This window comes from Desulfosarcina sp., assembly GCF_033791525.1.
In the GTDB taxonomy this organism is placed as follows: Bacteria; Desulfobacterota; Desulfobacteria; order Desulfobacterales; family Desulfosarcinaceae; genus Desulfosarcina.
In genome coordinates, this window is record NZ_JASJGN010000238.1 from 1 (window position 1) to 25,666 (window position 25,666).

Here is a 25,666-nt window from a genome sequence, read left to right on the forward strand (position 1 = left end):
AGGATAAAAAATCGATTTTCAGTTCGCTCGCTAACCCCGCCGCACCGCTGCTCGGCATCTCTGCTCTGCGCCGACCCCGGTAACGGGATCTCCGCTTTGCTTTGACAAGCGGCGAGGAATGCGCTCGCTATCGCGGTTCAAGTGGACATTCATCTTTATATAACGTATCGTTGCAAATTGTCGAGTTTTCGTCAGATGAGCAGCTCAGGGTCACGATTTTACCCGTCGGGCCTCGAGAAGTGGCCAGCAATAGACCGCCTCATCCGCAGAAGGGAGGGCTCAACCATGAAACTCGTAGAAGTCGGCCCCAGGGACGGGCTGCAGAACGAAACCGCTCAGATTCCCACCGGTGTGAAGATCGCATATATCGATGCCCTTTCCGAGACCGGTGTGGCTGAAATCGAGGTGAGCGCCTTCGTCTCACCCCGCTGGGTGCCCCAGCTTGACGATGCGGCGGCGGTCTTCGACGGCATCTCCCGCAGAAACGAGGTGGTCTATTCGGCATTGGTCCCCAACGAAAGGGGCCTTGCACGGGCACTCGACGCCCGGATCGATAAAGTATCCGTCTTCACGGCCGTGAGCGAAACCTTCAACCAGAAGAACATCAACACCTCCTTGGCCGGCTCGCTGCGACGCTTTGCACCGGTGGTGGCCGGCGCCCAACGTGAACAGTTGCCGGTGCGGGGGTACGTCTCCACCGCCTTTTGGTGTGCCTTCGAGGGGCGCATCGTACCCCACGCCGTGATCGGGGTGGTCGACAAGCTGGTGGACATGGGGGTCGGCGAAGTGTCCATTTCCGACACCATCGGCAAGGCCACCCCGGACGATGTCAGGCGGCTGCTCGATCTTCTGCTCCCCCACTTGCCGGTCGGGCGCATCGCCATGCATTTCCACGACACCTATGGCCAGGGCGTTGCCAATGTGCTGGCAGCCTGGTCCTACGGAATAAGCACCTTCGATGCCAGCGCTGGCGGATTGGGGGGGTGCCCCTATGCGCCCGGGGCCTCGGGTAATGTGGCCACCGAGTCCGTGGTGACCGCTTTGGAAGGAAAAGGCGTAAACACAGGTGTCGATCTCGAAAAGCTGTCGCGGGCTTCAGGGTTGCTGACCCCCTACCTGGTTGATACCCTGCGGTCCCAGCCCGAAGTGGACGCCCCTGCCTGCGCCGCTTGTCAATTCTCAACCGGCGACGTCTGCTGTGAACGCTACCAACGGCAGGCATGAGGATCTCGTGGGAGAGCATCGGTTCATTCCCTTGATTGTAGTAAAATCATGCCGATATATCTATCGTTAAACGCTTTTAATGAGTTTGAATGCTTTTACAGGAGAAGGAAACCCGCATGTTTACCGCAGCGACTCACAGATTGATGACGGATTATAGCGAATACTGGACCGACGCAGCCCAGCGTGCCGTACTCTTCACGGATATCCTGCGCAAACGCGGCAACACCTACCTCGAGCACCTGGAAAAGGACCAGCCGCCGGTGCTGGTGTTCGATTACGAAATGGTCCTGGACGGCCGCCGTTTCGATCGGCCGGCAAACTATGCCCTGGTGGGCATCCTCGACCGCCGCATTGAATCGTCAGGCGGGGCGGGCGAGTCGCAACCGCAGGCTTCCGACAACCCACCCGAGCGTCGCCACCGGTCGTGTGTGGCCGCCAAGGCGCCAAAAGCCGCCAGCCGCCCCATCGTCATTTTCGATCCGCGGGCCGGACACGGTCCCGGGATCGGCGGCTCAAAAACCGATTCGCAGATCGGCATGGCACTGGATGCCGGGCACCCGGTCTACTTTCTGATTTTTTTTACCCGACCCGAACGTGGCCAGACCCTGGCCGATGTGCGCAACGCCCAGATCCGATTCATCGAGATGGTTCGCGAATTGCACCCCGAGGCCCCCCGACCGGCGATCATCGGCAACTGCCAGGGCGGATGGGCGGCGGCCCTGGTCGGTGCGGAACGACCGGACCTGGTGGGGCCGATGGTGTTCAACGGCTCTCCGCTCTCCTACTGGGGCGGTGTGGAAGGAGCCAACCCCATGCGCTATACCGGCGGGCTCTTGGGCGGGGTGTGGATCAATTCCCTGTTGAGCGATCTGGGCAACGGCTATTTCGACGGGGCCAACCTGGTCGCCAATTTCGAACACCTCAATCCGGCCAATAGCCTGTGGTCCAAGCTTTATAATGTCTACGCCCATGTGGACACCGAGGAAAAACGCTTTCTCGATTTCGAACGCTGGTGGGGCGGCTTTTTCCTGATGACCGACAAGGAAATTCACCAGATCGTCGACGGGCTTTTCGTGGGCAACAAGCTCGAGCGGGGTGAATTCGAACTCGACGCGGGCCGGCGTGTGGATTTGAAAAACAACCACAACCCGGTGGTGGTCTTCGCCTCTTTCGGCGATAACATCACCCCGCCCCAGCAAGCCTTCAACTGGATCGTCAAAACCTATGGCACCATAGAGGAGATCAAACGCCGAGGCCAGGTGATCGTGTTCATCAGCCATTCCAATATCGGCCACCTGGGGATCTTCGTGTCCGCCAAAATCGCCCGCAAGGAGCACAAGGAAATTATCGCCAGTTTCGACATGCTGGACTACCTGCCCCCGGGCCTCTACCAGATGCAGATCGAGGCGGATCCGGACGAACCCGGCGAATATGGCATCACCTATGCCGAGAAGCATACCGACGATATCCTGGCCCTGGACGACGGCCTTGAAGACGAAAAAGCCTTCCTGGCCGTGCGCAAGGTCTCCGAAGCCACCGATACCCTCTACCGTGCCTTCGTATCGCCCTGGATCCGCATGGCCAATACCGATGCTACGGCAGAAGCCTTGCGCCAGATGCATCCGCAGCGGGTTCAGCGCTATGTGTTCTCCGATCTCAACCCCTGGATGATCCCGGTCAAGACCTGGGCTGCCCAAATCAAAGAGAAGCCGAACCGCCGGCCGGCTGCCGAGAACAACCTGTTCAGCGCCTGGGAAGCCTTCTGGTCCCAATCGATCGTCGATGGAATGAATCTTTACCGGGATATTCGCGACGCGGCCTGTGAATCGATGTTCAAGGCCATGTATGAAAACCCGTGGATGAACATGGTCTCGGAATTTGCCGGCACCGTCGTCCCGGACAACGATCAGGATCTCGAGGAGGTGCACCGGCGCGATGCCGAGCGCTGGCGTGAAAATATGGCCACCGGTGAGTTTGCGGATGCCATGGTGCGCATCTTTTTGGTCATCGGCTTTGCCGATCAGATGGTGCAGCGCAAGGGCTACCAGACCATCGGCCGGCTGTTCGCCAAAAGCCCACGGATAGAGGACCTGGAACTATATAAGATGCAGCAGCGCGTGCGGGAGCAGTCCCGCATCGTGCAGACCGACACGGAGAAGTCCATCGCCACCCTGCCCCGCCTGCTTGCGAAACGTCACGATCGTGAGGATGCCCTGGCCATGATCCAAAACGCCGTCGAGAGCCTCGGCCGGGAACTCGAACCCCAGGAACAGGCAGCCCTCCAAAGGGTGCGGGAAGTGCTGGTGGCATAGTCTCGAGGGTTCCACAAATGCGGCCAGGGTGGTATAAGAAAGAAAACCAGTTTACTTGACATCTCTCGTTCCGACGAGACAGAAGGCCCCGCTGGTTGCCGGCCGGGCCGATCCAGAACCACGCCAGCCGACGCTTGCAACGGCGGTAATCCTGTCAACGGCCACATTCACCCGCTGAATCATGAAAATGACCATCTTCAAGCCCATGCGCGAAGGGACCAAACGCCGCGTCCGTATATTCGGGTGGGTCGTTGCGACCGGAACGCTGATCGGCATCATCTATGGCAGTCTGATCGGATGGGCGGGCTGGAAGCAGACGCTGATCGGCGGTTGTATCGGCGCCATTCACGGGGTTACCATATCTTCGTGTATCGGACTGCTGGAAATATTCGTCGTGCGAACGGCAATCGGTCGAAAAATTGAGCAAGCACCGCTGGTGATTTCTATTGTGACTAAAGGTTTGATTTACGGCATGGTCATCACAGCAGTAGAACTCGGCAACATCGGCGAAGTGGTGATTGTCGGCAAAGCCAGCGATCCGTTGACGGCGAGCGCCTTCGCGCCCATGTCCATCGTCTTTTCATTTAGTATCACGTTCACCATCTGTTTCCTTCTGCAAATAAGCCGCCTGGTGGGCGGCCGAACAATGGGTAATCTTGTGCTCGGCCGTTATCACCGACCGCACATGGAAGAGCGCTTTTTTATTATGGAACACAAGGGCGGCTATCACATCCACGATCGTGGCCCGAGAACGCTTCGAGGAAGGCAAGCGCCGATACAGGCATTCGAAGTATCATGGAATCATTGAAACGGCAACGGCAGCCATGAAACCAGGCGGTCGCCACCAGCGGCGTCTCGAAAATGGATCACGCCTGCTGTTGACCCTTTTGGCTTATCCATTCGGGATATCTCCGATCACCAACAGGCACGACAGCGCCGGGTGAACCATATGTGTCTCAACTCCTTGTGCCTGATGAAACCCGATAATGAATCGGAAAAACCGAACCAAAAGCGAATTGGTGATTAAGATTGGCGGATGATCAGGATTAACAGTGACTTCTATACTGCAAGGAGCATCCGATGAAAAAAAAGATGATTTACACATTCAAGATAGTCGTGTTGACGGTCCTTGTCACCACGGGCGTGGGAATGGTTTCGCTGTCGGGAGTGGCGAGCCGCTCACCGCTTGCTGCAATATTCGGTCTTCAGACGGCGGCGGCTAACTCGAGATATGGAATTCTTGGAAGCACCGCTCCGGAATTCGAATTGGATACGTGGATTGACGGAGACGGAAACAGCATGCCCCCCCTTCGCTTGGGGGATTATCTGGGCAAGGTCGTTGTCCTCTATTTTTTCCAGGACTGGTGACCGGGGTGCCGCAAGTTGGGGTTCCCAACATTAAAAAAAATAACACAGGAGTACGCGAACAACGATCAGGTCCAATTTATCGCCGTCCAGACGGTGTTCGAGGGCTACCGTTTCAATACGCCGGATAAACTACGGCAGAACCAGGTGAAATATTCACTGAAGATCCCCATGGCGCATGCGGCCGGCAACCCCGACACCCATCAGGCGCCACCGATTATGAGATCCTACCGGTCGGGCGGCACCCCCTGGACCGTCATCATCGATCCGGGCGGGATTGTCGTTTACAACGGATTCCATGTCGAGGCCGATCAGGCCAAAGATATGATAGACCGGTTGATCCGTCGGTAATCATGAACGCCCGGGCGGCGCGTACGTTGCGTAATTTAAAAGGTTGTTTCAGCATATTGGCTTGGCCCGGCCTCAGTTCATTGGCGTTGCCACCGAGTCACCCTTCCCGCCGCTGCTCTGAATCGCTCCGGATTAGGCAGTGGGAGAGAAAACGGGTGCATGCATGCCACGACGCGAAACAGTAAAGGCGTATAAGTCAAACAATCTTCCAAACGCTGCTTAATCCGTTGATAAACAATTAATTTATTGACATATTTGCTATGTGTAAGTATTATTTCTTAGCGTCTCCGCTTTCTCGATTTAAAATCAGACTTACGATGAGCGACTATTGGGGATACGATGTGCCGATAACGTGGTTTTTATGGGCCTGCGTCGATCGCAGGCACACCCACGGCGATGTCCAGGATCGGCACTGGCCCTCGATGGGCAATAGATTGGGTGCAGAGCGAGTCAACAATCGCTCAAGTCAGTTCAGACCACGTTTAAGGAGAGTTGAACGTATGAACAAGCTCGAATTAGTCCAGGCACTGAAAGACTCAAACGGCCTTTCCAAACCAGAGGCTGAAAAGGTCGTCAGCATTTTTTTCAACGAAATGGCCAACGCACTGGCTAAAGGTGACAGGGTCGAAATCCGGGGATTGTGCTCCTTTTTTGTCAAAGAATACAAATCCTACACGGGCCGGAACCCCAAAACCGGTGAAAAGGTAAAGATCGCGCCGAAAAAGCTGCCTTTTTTCAAAGCGGGCAAGGAATTGAAGGAACGCGTGGATCGTTGACGCTTGACAGGAATTGGGTCGTCTATCTGGTTCGTTGCTCCGATCGATCCTTGTATTGCGGAATCACCAACGATTTGGAAAAACGCCTCGACGCCCATAATCTTGGCAAAGGGGCTAAATACACGAGATCCCGGAAACCCGTCGAGCTGTTGGGGACCCGTTTCAATATGACCAAAAGCGAGGCCCTCAAACTTGAACGTCGCATTAAAAAGACACCTGCCGGCAGGAAACTTACTGAACTTGATAACGGGAAGGCCTATCCGAAAATGAAAAACACCCAGATCGTGCAGGACATTCAAAAGGAACTTGAATCGGTTGTCAAAAACATTCAGCAACTTGCCGACAGCCTGGGAAGCATTGCAACCGCAGTTGGAAAACTGGTCCAACCGGATTCACCGAAAGTACCCAAGGCCAAAAGAGCCCCGACCCGGAAAAAAGTGGTCGTTAAGGATGGCGTGGTTGAAAAGATCAAACGGATTCCAGCCAGCCAGATTGTCTATGACATCATCCAGAAATCACCGCAGGGCATTGATACTGCCAACTTGATGAAAGCCACGAAATTCGATCAGCGCAAAATTCACAACATCACCTTCCGGCTTAAAAAGCTGGGTCGAATCACGACCGGAGAACGGGGGGTATACAAGAAGCTGTGATTAATGCAAAAGGAGCTTTTCCATGCTGAGTACCGAAAAAATAAACAACGCGTTTAATGCTATTTGTGAAGAAGCGGAAAAATTGCAAAATCAAGGCGTTTCCGACCAGTTGAAAGCCGGACTGTCAACGATTATATCCATTGCCAAACATCAAAATGATATCCGTGGTTCATCCAATGGCAGCTGCACGGCTAACTCAAAGAAACAACATTAGCCGGCTGTTGAAACGTGAACCCGGGATGGTTTTCCAGAGCGGACATCTTCCCGCAGTTATTCAGAATCCTCAATTGGCATGGCTGTGTGTGCCTCGGTGATCGATCCGAGCTGACGTCGAACACTGGCATTGCCGTGCAGCCCACTGCAACGCTTTCAGTGGCGGCTGTCGCCACGGAGAGGGAATCAAATCGTTCCGACCATTTTTCGATCGCCGACGTCCTAATCTCGATACCTATGCCGGAACGATTGACCGCGGGAACCATCCCTCCGGATCCAAAGGATATGTCTTCCTCCACCAAATCTTCTTGAACCACATACTTCGAGAAAGAACCTTCCAGGTATTTGGCATCTTCGCAAATCATGGCCAAATTTCGGCCGGCAAAAGACAAGATGGCCGTCTCTCCCACATGGGCGCCCACAACGATTGTCATCTGCTTCGACCTGGCCCGTTGATAAATTTGATACGCCTTGCGAAAACCGCCGCAGCTGGATAATCGAATGTTGAGGCCATGGCAAATATCATTGTCGATCAGATAAAACGGACCCTTGGACGTGTACATGGATTCGTCGGCGATGATCGGGATGTCGCTGTAATCGGACACTTTCTTTAATCCCACAAGATCGTCTTTGGAAACCGGCTGTTCGATCGCAGAGAGCTTGATGGGCCTGGCGTGGTGGATAAATTGGATGGCCGTATCAGCAGTAAAGGCAGTATTGGCGTCGACTCGGATCTCGATGTCGCTGCCGAGTTGGTTTCGGATGGTTGTCAACTGCGACAGGCCGCTATCCAGACCGACAACTTTGATCTTCAAGGATGTCAAATTGAGCTTTCGAACCAGGCCTACATATTTTAAAAACGCCTGCTCCTTATTTGTATATGGGATGACGCCGGAATAGGATAAAACACGGTTGTTGGGAAATTGATCAAAGAGCTGGTAAATGGGTCTATCTTCACCCCTGGCCCACAGGTCAAGCAAAGCCGTTTCAAGGGCGCAACAGGCAGCCGGATGCTTATCGGAGACATCTGAATCACCCATATCTTTCAGCAATGCATTCAGTTCCCCGATGGTATCGAATGGCTGATCAAGAATCGCTTTGGAAAGTAACCGGGCAGCCATCAGACTCTTTTCCAATGTCTCCCCGGTGACATATTCTCTGGGCGTTCCCTCCCCCACTCCCTGATTGCCATAATTATCCAGAACGACGACAACGATGCTCTCGGTCACGTTTCTGGTATATAAACGATGTTTGATGGTTCTGGAAAATGGGATTTTAAGATTGTAGATGTTTATTTTTTTAATAATCATAGCATTCCTGGTTCGACCTATATTTGATAAATTCCGGGAAAAAGCTTGGCCACTGATACCATTGATCAGGATTTCGGTATACGTATTGCTCAAGAAGGTTCCATGACGCCTCACAGACCGAACAATCCTCTTCTCCGTCTGCCAGGGGATGAACAGAGAGGTCGTATCCGTTTTTTTTCCGTTGAACGATGCCGAAACACATCGGTGCTTTGGACCGTTTATAGAGCAGATCCAACGTCCGGTCTTTTGGAATGCGACGTCCAAACAGATGAGCATTCTCTTTGCTGCATGGCCGCCAGCTATTGACTTCATCACACATCGTAATTAATATTCGGCCCTTTTTAATCGCATTCAAGGCTTTAAATAGAACATTGGGACTATCTGCGTCTATCAGTTCCAGATCCACTGATTTTGATTTGTCAACCAGCGCCGTTTTCAGTTCCTTCGTTTTAAACCGCAATATCATAGAAGGCCGGTAATGTTTGGCGGCGAGATAAAGCGGAATATATTCGACGGCTCCGAAATGTCCCGTGACAAAGATACAGCCCCTGTTCATGGAAGCAATTTGATTCAATGAATCCCTTCCTGAAAATGAGATGCGGCTTTTTAGGTAATTCATCATTTCATGAAGGGATTTGTGTGCGTTGATCATCTTTTCAAAATAGTGTTCAAAGATTCCAAAATAGGTTCTAAATAGAATCGATTGGAATTTAATTTTTCCGATTTTTTCACCAAGTACATACTTTAGTGATCTGAATACAATTCTTCTTTCATCGCTGTTGATGCCATAGTAATAAAGCCCAATCATTGACAGGTATCGCCGATATATTGACAAAGGCAATATTTTTGCTAAGAAGATGTTGGGTTGTTTCTGAAGGAACCGGCTTAAATCTTTTTTGGCTGAAATAGGATCAGGTTGCATGACTTGCCCTCAACACGCACTCAAAATGATGTTCACTTGAAACCTCCGGGTGGCAGGCCACACGGCGTTTTCTGCCGGCAACGAAAGTGCTACGTAAAACTATGAGAATACCGGTCTATCTCAGATCCGCTAGCATTCGCCGCCTCGCGCAGCAGGGAATGCACGCCCTTTCGCTGCCCTAAATCGGAAGCACGGGTTTAAATAATTTTGTAAAATAGTTTCTTAATAAGATGGATTTTTTCATCTCGTGCACTCAAATGCAAAAGTGGTACCGAACCTGTTTTCTCTTACCCGGATTCTATCTGGTAGCAATCAAGTTTTAAAAATAACGGCCGACGACACTTCGTTAACAGCCCTTTTCATTGTGGGTGTGAAATGATCAATACATCGAACACCTGTGAAACAGACGATAGACTTAATAAGTTAGTGGTTGAAATGGAAATTATGATAGCTGGCTCATGCGTATTGCTACTTTGCTTGATTGTAATGTATGATTATTTGGAAATCACCGCTTTGAAGTATGGTGTTTTAAAAGCGATAGCCGCCCAATCGAAGGAGGTAGAGAGGGCCCTAAAAAGCCTGATAAATACCAGAGACGATTATAAAATTCTGAACAAAGATTTCAAAAAACTTGAAAAAATTTACTTAACCAATTTAAATTCTTACCTGATCCAGCTCTCGGATGCAGACACCAACATGCTAAGAAGAGAGATATTAAAAAAAGATAATTTTGAACTGTAGAAATGACACGACTAACAAACCGTTGCTGACGGCTTGGGGTCATCACCTATGAACAAACCAATGTCAAAAGATATTAATTGCCTTAATTTCAAAGGGTTAATTGCATTCCTGGAGAAACAATACGGCAGTTGGGGGGTACGCACAGTTGTAAGCGGCTTGGTTAACAATCAGAACTATATGATTCACGACCTGACGGATCCTTCCCGGATTACACCGATCAACCAAGTCCAGATCATTGACCCGAATTACTGGGTCTCCAGTGAATTTTCCATGAAGCTGTTACACAATGTTAAAAAGGTGGTGAAGGCGAAGAATCCTTTATATGAAGCCGGAAGAGGTGCGGTAAGGGAAAGCCTGTCAAAAAATGCACTTTTTGTCGGGAAGCTGTTGGGTCCCGCATTTCTGGCCAAACAGGCGACCAAAATCAATTCACGATTTAACCGCACCAAAGATGTCTCCTACAATAAACTGAAGGGGAAGGAACTTACCTTTGAATTTCGCTACCACCCACCATTCAAACCCACCAAAGATGTCTGTAATTGGAACCTTGGCATCTACACCGAATTGCTTCACGCGTCGGGTGTAAAAGATATTCATTCCAAAGAGGTTAAATGCACCTTAAATGGTGATGAATGCTGTAAGTTGCGCCTTACTTATAAGAAGTCTGGAATAATCAACCGGATGGTTAACGGGCTCATTATCTGGCAGGTCAAAAAAGAGGTGCACAATGTCATTAAAGAATATGAGGGTTCGCTGAAAGAAAGGGACCGCTTAATCGACGAGCTTACCGTTTCTGAGGATAAATATCGGTCTTTGTTTGAAAACACAGCTACCGCCAATGCCATTATCGAATCAGATCTTACGATCTCTCAGGTTAACTACGAATTTGAAGAACTGGTGGGCCAAAAAAAGCCAGAAATTGAAAACAAATGGAATTTTAAGGCCATCATCAATCCGGCCGATTACATGAAGGTCAATTCTCATTTATCAGAGGCGACAACGAACAACCCGCACTTTTTAAAAAATCTTGAGTTTCGTCTGATTGCCAATGATGGTTTTGAAAAAGAGGTCATCTGCAAAGTCGGTCGCATACCCAGTTCATTGAAAGTTATTGCATCGATGATTGATGTAACCGAGATGAAACAGGGGCAAAAGGAACGGATTGAATTAAAATCGAAGTTGGTTCGATCGGAAAAAATGGAAGCCCTGGGGCTTTTGGCAGGCGGGGTGGCTCACGATCTCAACAATGTATTGTCGGGCATTGTAAGCTACCCGGAATTGCTTTTACTTGATCTGCCTGAAGATAGTCATTTAAGAAAACCCATTCAAACCATAAAAGATTCCGGCATGAAGGCGGCCGCGATCGTGCAAGATCTGCTGACGCTTGCCAGAAGAGATGTGGCCGTTAAAGAAATCGCCAATCTGAATGATGTGATCAAGGACTATTTGAATTCACCCGAGTATGACAAGATGATTTCTTTTCATCCAGGTGTCGACCTGAAGTTTGACTGTGATCAAAATCTTTTTAATATTTCAGGTGTCCCGTCCAATCTGAATAAAGCCATTATGAACCTGGTAACCAATGCTGCAGAAGCGATAAAAGGTCATGGAAGAATTCACGTTATTACCAAAAATGACTACCTTGAACACCCGATATCCGGTTACGATAAATTTCGTGAAGGTGAATATGTCACGGTTATGGTCTCCGATTCCGGTGTCGGTATTCCCAGCAATAACATTGAACGAATATTCGAGCCGTTTTACTCGAAAAAAGTTATGGGCAGAAGCGGCACCGGCTTGGGTATGACTGTTGTGTGGGGTACGATAAAAGATCACGATGGACACATCGAGGTATTCAGTAAAGAGGGTAAGGGGACGACATTCAAGCTATTTTTTCCTGCAACCAGAGAGGGGCTTAAAAAGAAAGACGCCTCCCCGACACTCATCGAAATAATGGGAAACGGGGAATCCGTTCTGGTTGTCGATGATGTGCGGGAACAAAGAGACCTGGCAAACAGTATACTTCAAAGGCTGGGGTATAATGTGACTGTGGCGTCTGGTGGTGAGGAAGCGTTAAAATTGGTAACGTCAGGAGAAAGGTTCGATTTAATTATTCTGGATATGATTATGCATGATGGAATCGACGGACTTGAAACATTTAAACAGATACGCGAGATTAAACCCAATCAAAAAGCGATTATTGTCAGCGGGTTTTCTGAAACCGGCCGGGTAAAAAATGCCCAACACCTGGGTGCAGGCGCGTATGTACCAAAGCCTTATTTGTTGGATAGAATTGGATCGGCTATAAAAGACGAACTGCGAAAATGAACGACTCTGCCGCAAGCAGCGGGGAATGCGCTCCCTATCCAGGTTCACATTCTCATATTAACCCGAACGATGACCATCCAATTAACGGAATAATATTGAGTAGGAGGAGATGATGGCTGGTGGTTGGTCCCGTGACGGGGCTGTGCAGGATCAAATAGACGCCAGTGTAAAAGATGCAGTAAAGCTGGCCAGGAGTCGACTGCCTGATGGCGAGGGCTCGGCGCTTTGTGAAGAATGCGGGGCCGCTATCCCGGCCCCCCGCCGAAAGGCCATCCCAGGAGTCCGCCTATGCGTCAGTTGCCAGTCAGCGCTCGAAAAACAGCAGACGGCGCATACCGGATTCAATCGACGCGGCAGCAAAGACAGTCAGTTGAAGTAGTGCGCTGCTTATTTCAACTTAAGCCACATGTGGACGCCATTGTATAACTTGCCGGCCACCTTCAGTTCGCGCGGCTCGAGGCCAAATGGCTTGAAGCCGAGCGATTCGTACAGACGCCGGGCTCTGGTATTGTGTTCACCGACGACCAGGTATAACTGCTCCAGGCCGCTCAACCCACGGGCATGGGTGAGGGCCGCTTCCAATAAGCCCTTCCCAACGCCGCTGCCCTGATAACCAGTGGAGACGTACAGGCCCCAGATGAGCCCTTTGTGACGTGTTTTCAGCAGTTGTTCTTGTCGCAGCCCCACCACACCAATGAGGTCATCCTTATCGTTGAAGGCACCGAAAAGCAAACCGTTGAGCTGTTGGAGGTCTTTGATATGGCTCGCCTCAAAATCAGCGGGGAATTGTTGGAGCGCCATCACCATCAGCCCATGATAGGCTTGGGTATGTTCGGGCGTGAGCACCTTTGTTTCCATCGCACCGACTCTTTCCTTGACCATGTTTGACCTCGCCGCTTAATATGAACATGGGCGTTCAGCGTCATTCAGATTGCTGATGATACCATTTAATCCCTGAAAAGTCGTGGACGGTCAAATCGAACCGACGATGAAAAATATCTCGTATCGGGCGGGCAGGCCTCGCAGCAGGCGTTGATGTGTTCGGTCACGGGGCTTCATCCCAAAAACATTCAACATCTACGAGCTGTCTGAAAGGATACGAAACATCCTCGATCAAACCATCGATCCCGATCCTTGACCTTGTAACCTTCTATGCTTATTGATAATATTGATATACTGCCAAACCACCACATCGATTGCATCGTAACCTGAAGGTGAAACGTGCTGCCATGGAAGAAAAAGCTTTCAAACGTAAACTCACTGCCATCCTGAGTGCAGATGCCGTCGGGTACAGCCGCCTCATGAATGACGATGAGGAGGCAACGGTGCGCACACTGCAATCCTATCGCAAGGTTTTTTCCACGCTCATTGTGCAGCACAATGGAAGGCTCATCGATTCCCCGGGAGATAATCTGCTGGCTGAGTTTGCCAGTGTGGTGGATGGGCTGCGATGCGCCTTGGATGTTCAACACGAGCTGGCCAACAAAAACGCTGCGCTTTCCGAAAATCGCAGAATGCGCTTTCGCATTGGATTAAACCTGGGTGATGTGATCGAGGAAAAAAGAAGGCTTTACGGTGATGGTGTCAATGTTGCCGCACGACTGGAAAGCTTGGCCGAGCCTGGCGGCATCCAATTTTCCGGTGCGGTCTATGACCAGGTTAAGAATAAGCTGCCCAACCGGTTCGAATTCACCGGGGACCAGCAGGTCAAGAATATTCCGGATCCGGTCAGAACTTACCGGGTGGCGATGGATTCTCAAACCGATGGCCAACGAAATTTAACCGGCATAGCGAAACCGAAGCGTTTGAAAACCGTTCTGGTTTTCCTGCTGGGAACAATCATGATATTGTCCGTTGGATTGGGAGGATATTACTGGCAGGAAAGGAACCGTCAAACGCCCTCGGACACCTCTCCGGAAAGTAGCCTGTCCCCTCCCCCGGCGTTCCACAAATCGTCGATTGCCGTTCTCCCGTTTAAAAACCTGAGCGATGATGTCGAGCAGGAATATTTCAGCGATGGCATCACCAACGACATCATCACCGATCTGTCCAAGTTTCGCGAACTCCTTGTCATCGCCAGCAATACCGTTTTTATGTACAAAGGAAAGACAGTCAGCATTAAAAACGTCGGGCGGGAGCTGGGCGTCGCTTACATCATGGAGGGCAGCGTGCAGAAAGCGGGCGACAACGTAAGAATCAACGCACAGCTCATCGATGCTTCAGATGGCACACATGTCTGGGCCGAGCGATACAATCGCACATACATGGATATTTTTGAACTCCAGGGCGATATTGTGCAGGCCATCGTTGCCAAGCTGGCCATTCAGGCATTCCAGTACGAGCAAGCCCGCGCGCTGCGGAAAAAACCGAAGGATCTTCTGGCATACGACTACCTGTTAAGGGGATACGCATACTATCATCAACGCTCGCGTTCAGCATTTGCCATGGCCAAAAATATGTTTTCAAAAGCGGTTGAGCTGGATCCATTCTATGCAGCGGCCTATGTCGGGCTGGGAGAATTGGAATACGGCAAAGTGGGCTATGGATGGACAGAATTTCCGGATAAGGCACTAAAGAAAGCCCTTGAACTCGGGCAGAAGGCCATTGCGTTGGACGACTTCAATTCAAATGCCCACTCGCTGCTCAGCAGCATCTATACATTCCAAAACAAGTATGAATTGGCTATCAATGAGGCTGAGCGTGCTATCGAACTCAATCCCAACGATTCAGGCAGCTACAATGAACTGGGTTGGGTATTGCTCTGGTCCGGCCAAGTGGACGAAGCAATTAACGCACTGGAAATGTCATTGCGCCTCGACACGTCTTCACCCCGCAATATTTGGTTCCATCTGGGTATCGCGCATTACCTGAAGGAGGATTACGGGAAAGCGGCAGATATTTTGGAGCAAGGCTTGACCAAGAGACCGGATTTTTTGGGGTACCACATCGCGCTGACAGCTGCTTATGCCCGCTTGGGACGCAATGAAGATGCTGCACGGGAAGCGGCCGCCGTTCGACGTTTAGACCCGTTTTTTAAAGCCGAATCATTTGGTACAGGATTTCGCCAAGCCGCTCATCGCAAGGCCATTGTAGCCGGACTGCGAGATGCCGGCCTGGAATGACAACGGTTCGGATACGTCAATCACAGGCCAGGAGCCGTCATGGCACAAGCCGATGGCGATCGAGTCGAAGATATCGTCGAACCATTGCATTGATCATTTTTTAGTGAAGTTTTCCCAGCTGGCATCAGCCTTCTGAATATTGTCATACGCTTCGGTCTCAAATTCTTCAGATGCTTCGACGCTCCAATTCAGATAGAGCTTGCCGTCGATGATCTTGAATACCTTCGGGTCTACACCGGCAGCCTTGCCGGTCGTCGAAAGACTCCGCGCTCAGTACCCGCCGTACTGCGGAGCAAAGCGTTCTGGATCGGCAGCAAACAGATCCCTGTTCTCGGCGCTTGCGAAATACCATTTGGCATCATTCCAGCGGTGGGAAAACGCATTGCTTCCTTTCACGGCACGGCCCTCGGTGTGGTAGGCAACCGTGTCATAGCCTTTAATGGCCACCCCAAAAAAAGTGGTGTTGACCAGATCCAAGGCTATCGCGGGAACCGCTGTCAATATAAGGATCGAAGCGGCCAAGGCGACCTGAATGGCCTGACTGGTTCTTCTCGATGGAGAATGAATCATTTTGTCACCTCGCGCATATTGTGTTTATTGAACTAATGCTTAAAAATGCCACATAGTGGTATTTAAGTCAAGGGATAAAAATGGCCATTTGGTGCAGCCATGCGGCCTCTTGGGGGTTGGCGGGAATGCATTTAAACCAGGATAAAATTCTATCTGTTTCGCTTGGGAAACGGCCTGGCAAGTGTTTCATCCGCTCGGCGATAGAGGTATACGGCGATTTCCTGTATCTGTGATGCGGTCACGCCCTCCTCTTCTTCCAGGTTCCAATAATCCATATACTCGTCCGGCTCTTGGATAATCTTTTGAAGCAATTTCTGCACTCCTCGGAGCCAATCATCCTCATTTGCATATCTTAGATTCCGAGCACCAAGGTCCGCTTTCAAGGTATCGGAAACCTGTGCAGCATGAACGATGATGCCATATGCCATTTCCGACAAATCGTCTGTATCCATTTTTTCCTACGTCGCACGCTTGCAGCAAACATCGTTCCCTGTGGGTACCTGATCCCGCTGTCCGCTCTGAACCTGCGTTACTTGGTGTTGAGTTCGTCATACGCCTGTTGAATTTCCTTAAAGCGATCCTCGGCCATTTTTTGGAAATCTTTGCCCAGATGCTGGACCTTGTCCGGATGATATTTGGCTGCGAGACGTCGGTATGCAGATTTGATTTCTTCCCTGGAGGCGCCCGGGACGACCCCCAGGACCGTGTAGGAATCCTGGTGGTCTGGGCTGTCGGAATCGGTGGTGCGGTATTGCCGGTCATTGGCCGTGCCCCGAGGTTGGTCGGCGCGGTTCCCGGGCCGTCGCAGTTGAGACGAACGGCGGTAATAACGCCAGAGCAAATACAGCACGATCAGATCATCGAGCCAACCCCACCCGACCAGAAAATCCGGCACCAAATCACGCGGGAAAACAACATAAAGTAGCGCTCCGATTAGGAGCCAAAGGATTTTAGGCATATTCACACGGTTTTTCGATAGTTCAGCAACCGTCCAATCCACGAGGGTCCAGGTTAAACCCGATATTGTTGATGGAATACCAGCATCCATTTCCATCCACTCAAGAATTACCCTAATTTCGTTTACGGTCAATTTTTTATCACCATATTATAGGTTCATTATTTTGAAGGACAAGATGTGCTGCGAGACAACTGGCCTTGATTGGACAGGTCGGTCAAGCGGATCGGAAAGCGGCATTGTCCGCCTCCGCCAAATCTGCTATTCAATTTGGCGACAATCCGGAAATTTTAGCAGGAGACAACCTGTCCGGATAAACCGTTGAAATCTTAATTCTGCTAACCCAGGTGCAGGAATCGGCAATCAACACCGGTTTCACCCATCGGTGTAAAAACTGCAGCAAGTGACCATGTTATAGCCTGAAGGTCGGTGTCACTGTGATCCTGGCGGGGAACAGCCGACTGTTGCTGGTAAACAAATAAGCATAGACCGATGAACCTTACCCTTTCGGTAATCATTCCTGCCCTGAACGAACAGGATCGCCTGCCGGCCCTGCTGGCAGACCTGAATTCTCAAAAAGGAGTGAGTCTTGAAATTATAATTGCTGACGGCGGTTCCACCGATTACACCCTGGAACGGTGCCGGCCATTTGATCCCATCATTGTAAGGGCGCGCCGCGGAAGGGCCAGCCAACTCAACGCGGGATTCAGAAGATCGAACGGCAACGATATCCTTTTTCTACATGCAGATTCAAGGATCAAAGACCCCAGTCTGTTGCGCAATGCCCTCAGACACTGGCACGATGTCCTTGCAGTCGAGGGCCAGGACACGGTCGCCGGCCATTTCCCCCTCAAATTCATGCGCACCAACCAGAACCACGACATGTCTTTCAGGTATACAGAAGGCAAAACGCATTTCAACCGCATAAACACCACCAACGGTGACCAGGGATTTTTATTAAGACGCGCGTTTTTCGAAGAATTGGGAGGATATGATGAAAGCCAGCATTTTCTGGAAGACCAGAAACTGGCCGAAAAGATCAGAGCCCGGGGCACATGGATCACCTTGCCCGGACTGCTCTATACATCCGGCCGTCGGTTCGAAGAGGAGGGCTACCACCGCCTGTTAATATTGATGAGCATGCTCATGGCGCTCCACAGCACCGAGTATCTGCAATTTTTTAATAGGACAAGAGGCATCTACGCCAGCCACGGAAAGACCGTGAATCTGCAGTTAAAACCCTATTTCTTGGCAGCCATCAGCATGTTTATTCACGATCTGGGATTAATTAAGAGCCTCCGCGCCTGGTTTCATATCGGGCGTTATATTCGGCAAAACTCCTGGCAGATGTTTTATTTCTTCGATGTATTGCTGCGCACCTCTGGAAAAAACCAAACCTACCCGCTCCTTGAATACCACGACAGGTACTTTTGGCCGCTTACCGATAATCCGGTTTGCGATACGATCAACGCCTTTATTTCATTTTTCTGGTTTATTTTGATATTGGCCCCCTATTTTATACTGAGCGACACCATCCGGCCAAATAAGCCAACATATATCTGAAACCCAAACTGCGATTCACCTTTCTCGAAGATAGTCGATTGGTAACGATCACGGTTGGGTACTATCGATTGTAGTATTCAAAAGGTGAAACCCATTGGGTTTGCCGATCTTTATCCGCCTCAGGCGGATCACCACATCTTCGGCGTTAGATATCGCCGCGCATAGTCCACTATAGCGCAACGACATCTGCCTTGAATCTGCGGCAAGCTCGACAATCGCTCAATTTGGGTGAAAGAAAAACGATTGCATGCATGATTACGTTCCATCTACCAATACCCCAAAGCCATCCTTGCACTATTTGGCAAAGGAAAATCTTGGTAGGGGTAGGTGAGCCTTGCAACCAGGCGGTACCATTTACTTCAAGAGCATGCAGCGATTTCCATGTTGGTGGTATTGCAGTAACTCGGCACATATTTCAGATAATATACCACTCTTTTTTCGCAAGTGGTATTATGGTATTTTTAAAGTGTTGAACTATATTAAATATCAGGATAACTTGATCATGGGTGCGCTTGTTAAGCATAGATTCTGACTATACAGGATCGTTTTTTATCTTGATTGGGACCATCGCTTGTCTGGTTTCATTTTCTCAACTGAATCAGCACTGTTTGGACGTTGATCGGCGCTTGAACCTCGTATCGTGTGTTCCCTTCAGCTACCAAAATTGATCGATATCGACACCACTGAGATAAATGCTGCAGGTATGTGACGGATCAGTGGGGTCAGGGAGCAATGACAAATGCTGTTCACGCAGCCGAGTTACGACGAAAAAAATCAATCAATTCTGATCGTCGATGACGACGAAATGGTTTTGGATATACTTTCAAAGGGCTTTGAGATGTATGGTTTGAATGTTTTCAAAGCTGAAAACGGTCTTGATGGATGGAGACTTTTCCAGAACAAACCGGTAGAAATCGTTCTCACCGATATTCAGATGCCGGGTTTAGATGGCATAGAATTGTCCAAACGGATACGGAACCAGTCACCGCATACCAAAATTGCTGTGATGACCGGCGGTAATACTGACATAGCCGCAGAACTCTTGAATGATGGGACAGCGACATTTCTTTTCAAGAAACCGTTCGCAATAAGTTGTGTCTGCGAGTCTCTTCTATCATAGGTGTGGATGGCTTGATCAGTCACCTTCGTTGACCATCTACAGACTTTTAATCGGGCAAGATTGCTGACGCTTACACGAAAGCGATTAAGCCTGAAGAAGAAAGGAAACCTGAAGGCTTATCCCATTGAGGTCACAAGTGACATCCCCTCCTAACAATAAGCCCCCCCTGTTTTGACTGATTTCCACTCTGCGCTGTCCTCCCTGATGCATAGGCACCACAACCGCAGATCCGAATCTGACATCCGAAGGAATTAGGAGGCCATCAGGCTTTCCGCTTTTGGCGCACGCTGCGGTGCTGTGGTGGCAGCGTTAAGAAACCACCATAATGTCCATTTGGATCACGCACTCCGAATAGATTGATTGGTCTTTGTCAAATCGTTTTATCTCAGCTGGTTACAATTAATTTACGAAACAATTGCTTTACCCTACCCGCAATCAGCCGGGACTTGGATTTAGCGTCCGTCAGGTACCCTGTCTGCAATAAAGTGCACAACTCCTTTTTTACCAACACACGGCTGGAGGTCGACGGGAATTTTCATTTCGAAATAGTGGCATCCGTGACGGGGCGTCCTTAGTATGTATGAGGGTGAGCTGGTGGGCATGGATGGCCTCCTCTCTGTAGCGAGGTACCCATAAAGGGTACCACCCGACCGGATAACGCTGATTAGGAGGAGGCCAAAAAGAAAAACCCGTTGAAAAATCAACGGGTTTTGTCTTCTTTTGGTGCCGAAGGGGAGATTTGAGTGTTTTTAGTATTTTCAGTGTGTTACGAACTTTTACGGCCTCAGAAATGGGGCTGTTTTCACCTTGAACGCACCCTATATGCACCCTATTTCGACCCTGGGTGCGCACCCTGGACACTGTGATCATCATCGGATTGCGGTGGACTCTGAACATTATATTCATCTGTCCCGACCTATACTTGAATTGACAAAACAGGAATGTGAGTCAGGACTATACTTGAAAATATGGTATCACAACATTTCAGAATGTCACCGTATCGTTGATGTGTTGGAGGCATCAAAGAAATTCGCCACCAATTTTCACCTGTGATATCAATTTCAAAGCCAACATATTTTAGGAAAAGGCCGACTACCAGATGTTGTGGTCGGCCTTATTGGGCTTGGGACTTCTTTATGAAGCGTCTGCCGGTGACGCTATACTTTTATCGCATTTCTTCCTTTGCTGGAATGTGTCTGCAATATTATGGGAAATTAAAAAGGTTCCAAACAATCCCTTTTTTTCATCCCCATCTTTCGGTTTGCTCAAATCCTGTAAGATTGTAGCGTATCTCTCAATGCAAAGGTATTGCTGACTTTGAGTTTCTTACGGATATTCGAACGATGGTTGTCTATGGTGCGGGGGGCAAGATTGACATGGTCGGCAATTTCCTTGCTCGACATGCCGGCTGCGACCAGTCGGGCGATGGCGCGTTCAGTGCCCGATACTGAATTTGGAAGTCGTTTTGTCTGAAGGTTCAATGATCTGGTTAGTTCCGATTCTGTAATTTTTGCATCCGTAATATCGATGTGCTTAACTAAGGCGAGATCATCTTCCAGTTTATAAATGCGACTTTGCAACCATACTTGACCACCAGTTTTCTGAACAACTCGATGCTCAAAAACATCGGAGGCATTTTCATTTTCTAATTTGGCAAGAATAACATCCTGAATCCACTGAATTGATTCTTCAGGCACAAAGTCTCTGTAACGCATATTGAGCAATTCCTTGTGTGAATACCCAGTCATATTAACAAAGGTTTTGTTAACAACCATCAATTGTCCTGTCCCACGGCGGCCGATGACAAAGCCAATATGGCTGTTCAGAAACAGCGTCTCGCAAAGTTCTTTGGATTTGAAAAACTGTAGCAGAATTTTTTCTGTCTCCTGGCTGATCGCCATGTGAGGCCTCGCTTGTTTGTGGGTGTGCCAATGCTTCGGTCTAACATTCTGTCCTTAATATACATTCATCAGGAGCAATGGTAGTGAAGCAATAGCTTTATGGAAGTCATTGATTTAGAATCCTAATCTAATGATTTCTCCTTCCCTAACCAATAGCATGGTTCTGATTGAATAAAACATTGCCTTTAAAGTGATCCGATGCAAGATAGATCACAAAAACTTTACCTATCAGACTCATTCTAAACGACAACTTTCTTGCCAGTCTCTGGAAATGGGGCTAATTCCATACACTGGTACATTTTGTGGTTAGCCGAAATTTTGTGTGGGCGGTGATTACACACCAAGCATTAAATATATCTGAAAATTCGGTGTTACGGTGATGTATTGAGATCATCTTTATCACGCTGACATTTCCAAAACCGTTGATTTGTTAAAGATATTCAATAAATCCGCCATCAATTTTTGCCTGTGATAGCAAATTGAAAGTCAACTAATTTCCGAAAACGCCCACCCCTCAGATGTTGTGGTCGCTCATTTTTTAATAGAACGTTACGCAATAGCAATGCCGCCATTGTTGCTTTTCAGATAAGTCGATTCCAATGCTCGAATACATTTTTGTTGCCAGGTCGGGATACCCCAATTTTCAAAATGTACTTTAATAGTGTTTAAGATCATGCGGCTACGCTCAAATTCTTTTTTATGCATCAGCATGCTGGCTAAGTAAAATTGTTTTCTGGCGGCCAGTACGAACGCACCAGATTCTTCATCCGTTTTAATACTCTTATTATATAAATTTTCTGCCTGGCTAATATCCGCTGAACGCCCGGTTGATATTATTCTTGCATTTAAGTAATCAAACATAGATGAATTAATAGCTGGATTGAGAGTGATTAGAGGACGAGACTTTTCTAAGTATTCTGTGGCGGACGAAAAATCATTTAGGGCAAGCAAAGATTCAATTAGGTTGTGATAGACTTCATCCAGATATCTTTTGTGGGATGTCCCCTTGATCTTACCCAGTGCTCGTAAATAGGCAGCCTTGGCTGTTTCAAAATTTCCTGTTGCCATGCATGCATTACCTTCGGCGGCATAAAGTAAGAATAACAGGATCGGGGAATCCGTTTTTTTTGCAATCTCGATAACTTCAGCCACTCTTTCAGAGACACCAAAATCTTCACCAATTAAGGCTGCTAATGCACTATGCCAGAGTGTGCAATAAGCCTGCGATTGAAGATTTGAGATAGATTGCAAAGCGGGAATACTCCCCTTATTTATCAGTTTTTTTGCCTCTTGGATGCGGCCTTGAAGGGCTCGAATGTATGCTAAATGATGGCAGCTGTGCGTATAAGGAAGGAACGGCAGTTCTGATGAATACTCTCCTTCAGTTCCGGACCGTTCTCTTGTTTGGATGACTTCCGAATACAGGCTTGATGCTTTTTGCCAATCTCTCGTTGAAAAATAGGTTACCGCAAGTGGGAATTTTACAGTTTCGATGAGATCATTTATCTCTCCCTTACCCGGATGATGCAAAATTTTAAGATAGTACTTTACAGCTTGATCATACTGATTCTTAAAAAAATGCAACAACCCATATTCAAAGTCGATTTTAACTGTTCGCACAGGATCATGTAAAATATTTGCTACCGCCTCGGCAGCATTGCATATCTTCAAGGCCCGATCTTGTTGTCCTAAAAATTGTAAAGGCCAAAGCATCTCCAATTGCAAATCGATCAGGTTTTCCTGATTATCCCGATTTTCCGGAAGCTTTGAAAGGCATGATAGGGCTTTATCAAACATGGTCACAGATTCTTTGAATTGGCCAAGTCTATATGCTCTGTTGGCGGCTTTGCGGCCATATCCCGCAGCCTTCTCCCAGTTTTCAGCTCGCTTGAAATGGCGGTACAACACATTCACCTGCTCTTCGATGCGATCTTGATACAGCTTTTCTATGGCTTGGCCTACCAGACCGTGCAGTTCTTTTCGTCTTTTTAGCAAGATTGTATCGTATGTCACTTCTTGAGTGATGACATGTTTAAACATATATTCCGATTCCGGGATAACATGGATTTGCTGGATCAATTCCAACAATTTCAAATCTTCGATCGCCTGGGAGAGCCGTTCTTTAAAGGTTGAAATTTGATCAAGGATCAGGCGGGAAAATTCTCTACCGATGACTGAGGCCAGGCGCAGAGATTCACGGTTGTAATGATCGAGTTGATCAAGACGAGCACGGATGACGGCCTGCACTGTGTTTGGAAGCTTGAGTTGTTCCAATGATTGTGTAAGCTCAGCGTGACGGTCTTTGATCTGGACCCTACCTTCCTCGTTGAGGACGTTGCATATTTCTTCAATAAAAAATGGATTTCCACCTGTTCGTAAATGTACTAAAGGGGCGATCCCTTCCGGTATGTGATCAACATTCCAGACTGACCTGATAATTTGTTCACAATTTCGATCGTCGAGCGGATTCAGGGTGATAGGAGTATGATGACTCCAGTTGCCCCATTGGGTATCAACGTCAGGCCGATAGATCACGATCAGCATTACCTGATGAGACGGGATGACGCTGATAATATGTTTTAAAGCCGCACTTGAGGCTTCATCAGCCCAATGCCAGTCCTCCATTATCGCAACATACGGTCGTCTTTTGGAATTGAGGATGTTGATCGCCGCAATTGCTTCATTGATCGCATCGATCAGTTCTTGACCTTGAAGCTGTCTGGGCAGCGGATAATCCTCACTGGATACGGATAGCAAATGTAAATATATTGGCAAAAAATGCTTTAGGGAGGGGTCGATTTCCATTACATTGGCAACAATTTTTCCATGTACTTCGGCAGGGGTGTCATCTTCGCGCAGATTAAGCCCGCGTCGCAATGCATTAATATGCGGAAAGTAGGGAATACTTTTGCCATAGGATTGGCATCGCCCCTGAAGTACAGTCACTTCCGATTTTTTTAGACTGTGGCGAAATTCATACATCAGACGACTTTTCCCCAATCCTGCTTCACCCACCAAAGTGACGAATTGCCCCTTACCGGTTTGCATTTTTTCAAAACAGGAATGCAACGTCATCAATTCCTGTTCTCTTCCAGTAAAATCAGTAAGGCCGCGATTTGTAGCAGCCTCAAATCGGGTTTGTACAGATGATCGGCCTATTACACGATGAGGTATTATCGGTTTAGTTTTCCCCTTGACCTTAATAGCTCCGAAGGCTTTGGTATCAAAATACGGTGAAATAATTTTATGCGTTTCGGGACAGACGATAATTTCGTCAATCTCTGCAAGCACAGCCAAACGAGCTCCGACGTTGACTGCATCTCCGGTAATTCCGTAGCTACCATCACGGTTGTCACGGGTATTGGTTACAATCAGACCTGTGCTGATGCCAGTATGCATTCGCAGTTTTGTTCCGGTTTTTTTTTCAACATCTGGGGTGATTTGGGTTACCAGTTCATGTATTTCCATGGCGGCTTTAATTGCCCGCACAGGATCGTCTTCGTGGGTGGTGGGGATACCAAATAGCGCCAGAACTTCGTCACCTACGAATTGATTTACAATTCCCCCGTGATTTTCAACGATACGCACCGCATCTTTTTTAATCCGGCTTGTGATTGCTTCAACTTCTTCTGGATCGAGTCTCTCATTTAAGGTTGTGTAACCGGAAAGATCTGAAAATAAAATGGTCGCTTGGCGTCGTTCGCCTTCCCTCAAGGATTCCAAATCGGGCTTGATTTGTAATTGGAGAGGTTCTGAAGTGTCGTGCATTCGATTGGCTGCGGAAGGTATAGAGAATGCTTTGCCGCAATGATTACAGAATTTGCTGCCAAGTGGATTCGCTTTTCCACATGTTGCACATTCGATCTCCAATTTTTGGCCGCAACTGTTGCAGAAAATAGCGTCCTTCGGATTCTGATGATGGCATTTTGGGCAATCCATTAAGAGGCCCCCTAATCAATAGTCAGACGGATGATACAAATATGGGAAGAAAGATATTCTAAATGAATTAAAACATATATTTAATAGTGTCAATTAATGGCGCGAGCACGCTACCATTTAGATGGCGGTCAGGCAGGATTATTGGTTAGCTGTGATTACATACCAGTCTTTGTATATATCAACTAATTATTGAGGGTTGTGATTTATTGAGATCATATCAGGTCGGCAGCGATTGTCAAAAACTGTGATATCTTCCTTCGGGCAATAAAAAAGCCCCCGGCCAACCAGGGGCTCAAGTTTT

General features: G+C 48.6%; 22 protein-coding genes and 1 pseudogene. 15 read left to right on the forward strand and 8 right to left on the reverse strand.

Going from position 1 to position 25,666, the window contains the following annotated elements; all coding sequences use genetic code 11:
• The first annotated feature begins 285 nt into the window (after positions 1-285).
• The 9 genes and pseudogenes from QNK41_RS11860 to QNK41_RS11900 all read left to right on the forward strand — a co-directional run bounded on the left by QNK41_RS11860 (position 286) and on the right by QNK41_RS11900 (position 6,895).
• Positions 286-1,224 (forward strand): hydroxymethylglutaryl-CoA lyase, encoded by a 939-nt coding sequence (locus QNK41_RS11860; protein ID WP_319257067.1) that lies wholly within the window; start codon positions 286-288, stop codon positions 1,222-1,224.
• A gap of 116 nt (positions 1,225-1,340) precedes the next feature.
• Positions 1,341-3,536, forward strand: coding sequence for a DUF3141 domain-containing protein (locus QNK41_RS11865; RefSeq protein ID WP_319257070.1), 2,196 nt, complete (start codon positions 1,341-1,343; stop codon positions 3,534-3,536).
• Between the two features lie 181 nt (positions 3,537-3,717).
• Entirely contained in the window at positions 3,718-4,344 is a 627-nt protein-coding gene (locus tag QNK41_RS11870; protein WP_319257073.1) for a hypothetical protein, read from the forward strand.
• Positions 4,345-4,616: 272 nt separating this feature from the next.
• Positions 4,617-4,904, forward strand: coding sequence for a hypothetical protein (locus QNK41_RS11875; protein WP_319257076.1), 288 nt, complete (start codon positions 4,617-4,619; stop codon positions 4,902-4,904).
• Between the two features lie 15 nt (positions 4,905-4,919).
• Entirely contained in the window at positions 4,920-5,252 is a 333-nt protein-coding gene (locus QNK41_RS11880) for a hypothetical protein (RefSeq protein WP_319257079.1), read from the forward strand.
• A gap of 500 nt (positions 5,253-5,752) precedes the next feature.
• The gene (locus tag QNK41_RS11885; protein ID WP_319257083.1) at positions 5,753-6,028 is read left to right on the forward strand and encodes an HU family DNA-binding protein; all 276 of its coding nucleotides are present in this window, start codon (positions 5,753-5,755) and stop codon (positions 6,026-6,028) included.
• Positions 6,025-6,231 (forward strand): annotated as a pseudogene (locus tag QNK41_RS11890) (GIY-YIG nuclease family protein); the annotation flags it as partial. The gene QNK41_RS11885 and the pseudogene QNK41_RS11890, both read left to right, overlap by 4 nt.
• A 63-nt stretch (positions 6,232-6,294) precedes the next feature.
• On the forward strand, positions 6,295-6,681 hold the full coding sequence (locus tag QNK41_RS11895; protein ID WP_319257134.1) for a hypothetical protein: 387 nt from the start codon (positions 6,295-6,297) through the stop codon (positions 6,679-6,681).
• Positions 6,682-6,703: 22 nt separating this feature from the next.
• Entirely contained in the window at positions 6,704-6,895 is a 192-nt protein-coding gene (locus QNK41_RS11900) for a hypothetical protein (protein WP_319257086.1), read from the forward strand.
• On the opposite strand, the gene QNK41_RS11905 is transcribed toward QNK41_RS11900, so the two are convergent.
• Positions 6,873-8,204, reverse strand: coding sequence for a mandelate racemase/muconate lactonizing enzyme family protein (locus tag QNK41_RS11905; protein WP_319257089.1), 1,332 nt, complete (start codon positions 8,202-8,204; stop codon positions 6,873-6,875). The genes QNK41_RS11900 and QNK41_RS11905 overlap by 23 nt on opposite strands.
• The gene (locus QNK41_RS11910) at positions 8,194-9,126 is read right to left on the reverse strand and encodes a hypothetical protein (RefSeq protein WP_319257092.1); all 933 of its coding nucleotides are present in this window, start codon (positions 9,124-9,126) and stop codon (positions 8,194-8,196) included. The genes QNK41_RS11905 and QNK41_RS11910 overlap by 11 nt, the downstream gene beginning before the upstream one ends.
• A 375-nt stretch (positions 9,127-9,501) precedes the next feature.
• Between QNK41_RS11910 and QNK41_RS11915 the strand changes: the two genes are divergently transcribed.
• From QNK41_RS11915 to QNK41_RS11925, 3 genes are all read left to right on the forward strand, one after another.
• On the forward strand, positions 9,502-9,867 hold the full coding sequence (locus tag QNK41_RS11915; protein WP_319257095.1) for a hypothetical protein: 366 nt from the start codon (positions 9,502-9,504) through the stop codon (positions 9,865-9,867).
• Positions 9,868-9,927: 60 nt separating this feature from the next.
• Positions 9,928-12,195, forward strand: coding sequence for a response regulator (locus QNK41_RS11920; protein ID WP_319257098.1), 2,268 nt, complete (start codon positions 9,928-9,930; stop codon positions 12,193-12,195).
• 112 nt (positions 12,196-12,307) lie between these two features.
• A complete protein-coding gene (locus tag QNK41_RS11925) occupies positions 12,308-12,574 on the forward strand; it encodes a DksA/TraR family C4-type zinc finger protein (RefSeq protein ID WP_319287646.1) in 267 nt (88 codons plus the stop codon).
• Positions 12,575-12,582: 8 nt separating this feature from the next.
• Here the strand turns inward: QNK41_RS11925 and QNK41_RS11930 are convergent, their stop codons facing one another.
• Positions 12,583-13,077 (reverse strand): GNAT family N-acetyltransferase, encoded by a 495-nt coding sequence (locus QNK41_RS11930; RefSeq protein ID WP_319257104.1) that lies wholly within the window; start codon positions 13,075-13,077, stop codon positions 12,583-12,585.
• A gap of 347 nt (positions 13,078-13,424) precedes the next feature.
• Here QNK41_RS11930 and QNK41_RS11935 point away from each other — a divergent pair, with 347 nt between their 5' ends.
• A complete protein-coding gene (locus QNK41_RS11935) occupies positions 13,425-15,317 on the forward strand; it encodes a tetratricopeptide repeat protein (protein WP_319257107.1) in 1,893 nt (630 codons plus the stop codon).
• Between the two features lie 93 nt (positions 15,318-15,410).
• On the opposite strand, the gene QNK41_RS11940 is transcribed toward QNK41_RS11935, so the two are convergent.
• From QNK41_RS11940 to QNK41_RS11950, 3 genes are all read right to left on the reverse strand, one after another.
• Entirely contained in the window at positions 15,411-15,887 is a 477-nt protein-coding gene (locus tag QNK41_RS11940) for a YHS domain-containing (seleno)protein (RefSeq protein WP_319257110.1), read from the reverse strand.
• Positions 15,888-16,036: 149 nt separating this feature from the next.
• Positions 16,037-16,339: a hypothetical protein gene (locus tag QNK41_RS11945; protein ID WP_319257113.1), complete on the reverse strand. Its 303-nt coding sequence runs from the start codon at positions 16,337-16,339 to the stop codon at positions 16,037-16,039.
• Between the two features lie 77 nt (positions 16,340-16,416).
• Positions 16,417-16,977 carry a DnaJ domain-containing protein gene (locus QNK41_RS11950; protein ID WP_319257116.1) on the reverse strand — a complete coding sequence of 187 codons (561 nt, stop codon included), beginning with the start codon at positions 16,975-16,977 and terminating at the stop codon, positions 16,417-16,419.
• A gap of 357 nt (positions 16,978-17,334) precedes the next feature.
• Here QNK41_RS11950 and QNK41_RS11955 point away from each other — a divergent pair, with 357 nt between their 5' ends.
• Together QNK41_RS11955 and QNK41_RS11960 are read left to right on the forward strand one after the other, a co-directional pair.
• A complete protein-coding gene (locus QNK41_RS11955) occupies positions 17,335-18,405 on the forward strand; it encodes a glycosyltransferase (RefSeq protein ID WP_319257121.1) in 1,071 nt (356 codons plus the stop codon).
• Positions 18,406-19,144: 739 nt separating this feature from the next.
• Entirely contained in the window at positions 19,145-19,525 is a 381-nt protein-coding gene (locus QNK41_RS11960) for a response regulator (protein ID WP_319257124.1), read from the forward strand.
• Between the two features lie 1,265 nt (positions 19,526-20,790).
• Here the strand turns inward: QNK41_RS11960 and QNK41_RS11965 are convergent.
• A complete protein-coding gene (locus QNK41_RS11965) occupies positions 20,791-21,426 on the reverse strand; it encodes a LuxR C-terminal-related transcriptional regulator (RefSeq protein WP_319257128.1) in 636 nt (211 codons plus the stop codon).
• Between the two features lie 549 nt (positions 21,427-21,975).
• Complete coding sequence (locus tag QNK41_RS11970; protein ID WP_319257131.1) at positions 21,976-25,365, reverse strand: AAA family ATPase; 3,390 nt, start codon at positions 25,363-25,365, stop codon at positions 21,976-21,978.
• Positions 25,366-25,666: the final 301 nt, after the last annotated feature.

What these genes read in the sequence shown, in the direction of transcription:
- QNK41_RS11930 (WP_319257104.1), bottom strand. Translation starts at nt 13,077, where the DNA reads ATGGTCAAGGAAAGAGTCGGTGCGATGGAAACAAAGGTGCTCACGCCC.
- QNK41_RS11965 (WP_319257128.1), bottom strand. Translation starts at nt 21,426, where the DNA reads ATGGCGATCAGCCAGGAGACAGAAAAAATTCTGCTACAGTTTTTCAAA.
- QNK41_RS11860 (WP_319257067.1), top strand. Translation starts at nt 286, where the DNA reads ATGAAACTCGTAGAAGTCGGCCCCAGGGACGGGCTGCAGAACGAAACC.
- QNK41_RS11935 (WP_319257107.1), top strand. Translation starts at nt 13,425, where the DNA reads ATGGAAGAAAAAGCTTTCAAACGTAAACTCACTGCCATCCTGAGTGCA.
- QNK41_RS11895 (WP_319257134.1), top strand. Translation starts at nt 6,295, where the DNA reads ATGAAAAACACCCAGATCGTGCAGGACATTCAAAAGGAACTTGAATCG.
- QNK41_RS11945 (WP_319257113.1), bottom strand. Translation starts at nt 16,339, where the DNA reads ATGGATACAGACGATTTGTCGGAAATGGCATATGGCATCATCGTTCAT.
- QNK41_RS11875 (WP_319257076.1), top strand. Translation starts at nt 4,617, where the DNA reads ATGAAAAAAAAGATGATTTACACATTCAAGATAGTCGTGTTGACGGTC.
- QNK41_RS11865 (WP_319257070.1), top strand. Translation starts at nt 1,341, where the DNA reads ATGTTTACCGCAGCGACTCACAGATTGATGACGGATTATAGCGAATAC.
- QNK41_RS11900 (WP_319257086.1), top strand. Translation starts at nt 6,704, where the DNA reads ATGCTGAGTACCGAAAAAATAAACAACGCGTTTAATGCTATTTGTGAA.
- QNK41_RS11905 (WP_319257089.1), bottom strand. Translation starts at nt 8,204, where the DNA reads ATGATTATTAAAAAAATAAACATCTACAATCTTAAAATCCCATTTTCC.
- QNK41_RS11920 (WP_319257098.1), top strand. Translation starts at nt 9,928, where the DNA reads ATGTCAAAAGATATTAATTGCCTTAATTTCAAAGGGTTAATTGCATTC.
- QNK41_RS11915 (WP_319257095.1), top strand. Translation starts at nt 9,502, where the DNA reads ATGATCAATACATCGAACACCTGTGAAACAGACGATAGACTTAATAAG.
- QNK41_RS11870 (WP_319257073.1), top strand. Translation starts at nt 3,718, where the DNA reads ATGAAAATGACCATCTTCAAGCCCATGCGCGAAGGGACCAAACGCCGC.
- QNK41_RS11910 (WP_319257092.1), bottom strand. Translation starts at nt 9,126, where the DNA reads ATGCAACCTGATCCTATTTCAGCCAAAAAAGATTTAAGCCGGTTCCTT.
- QNK41_RS11885 (WP_319257083.1), top strand. Translation starts at nt 5,753, where the DNA reads ATGAACAAGCTCGAATTAGTCCAGGCACTGAAAGACTCAAACGGCCTT.
- QNK41_RS11925 (WP_319287646.1), top strand. Translation starts at nt 12,308, where the DNA reads ATGGCTGGTGGTTGGTCCCGTGACGGGGCTGTGCAGGATCAAATAGAC.
- QNK41_RS11955 (WP_319257121.1), top strand. Translation starts at nt 17,335, where the DNA reads ATGAACCTTACCCTTTCGGTAATCATTCCTGCCCTGAACGAACAGGAT.
- QNK41_RS11970 (WP_319257131.1), bottom strand. Translation starts at nt 25,365, where the DNA reads ATGGATTGCCCAAAATGCCATCATCAGAATCCGAAGGACGCTATTTTC.
- QNK41_RS11960 (WP_319257124.1), top strand. Translation starts at nt 19,145, where the DNA reads ATGCTGTTCACGCAGCCGAGTTACGACGAAAAAAATCAATCAATTCTG.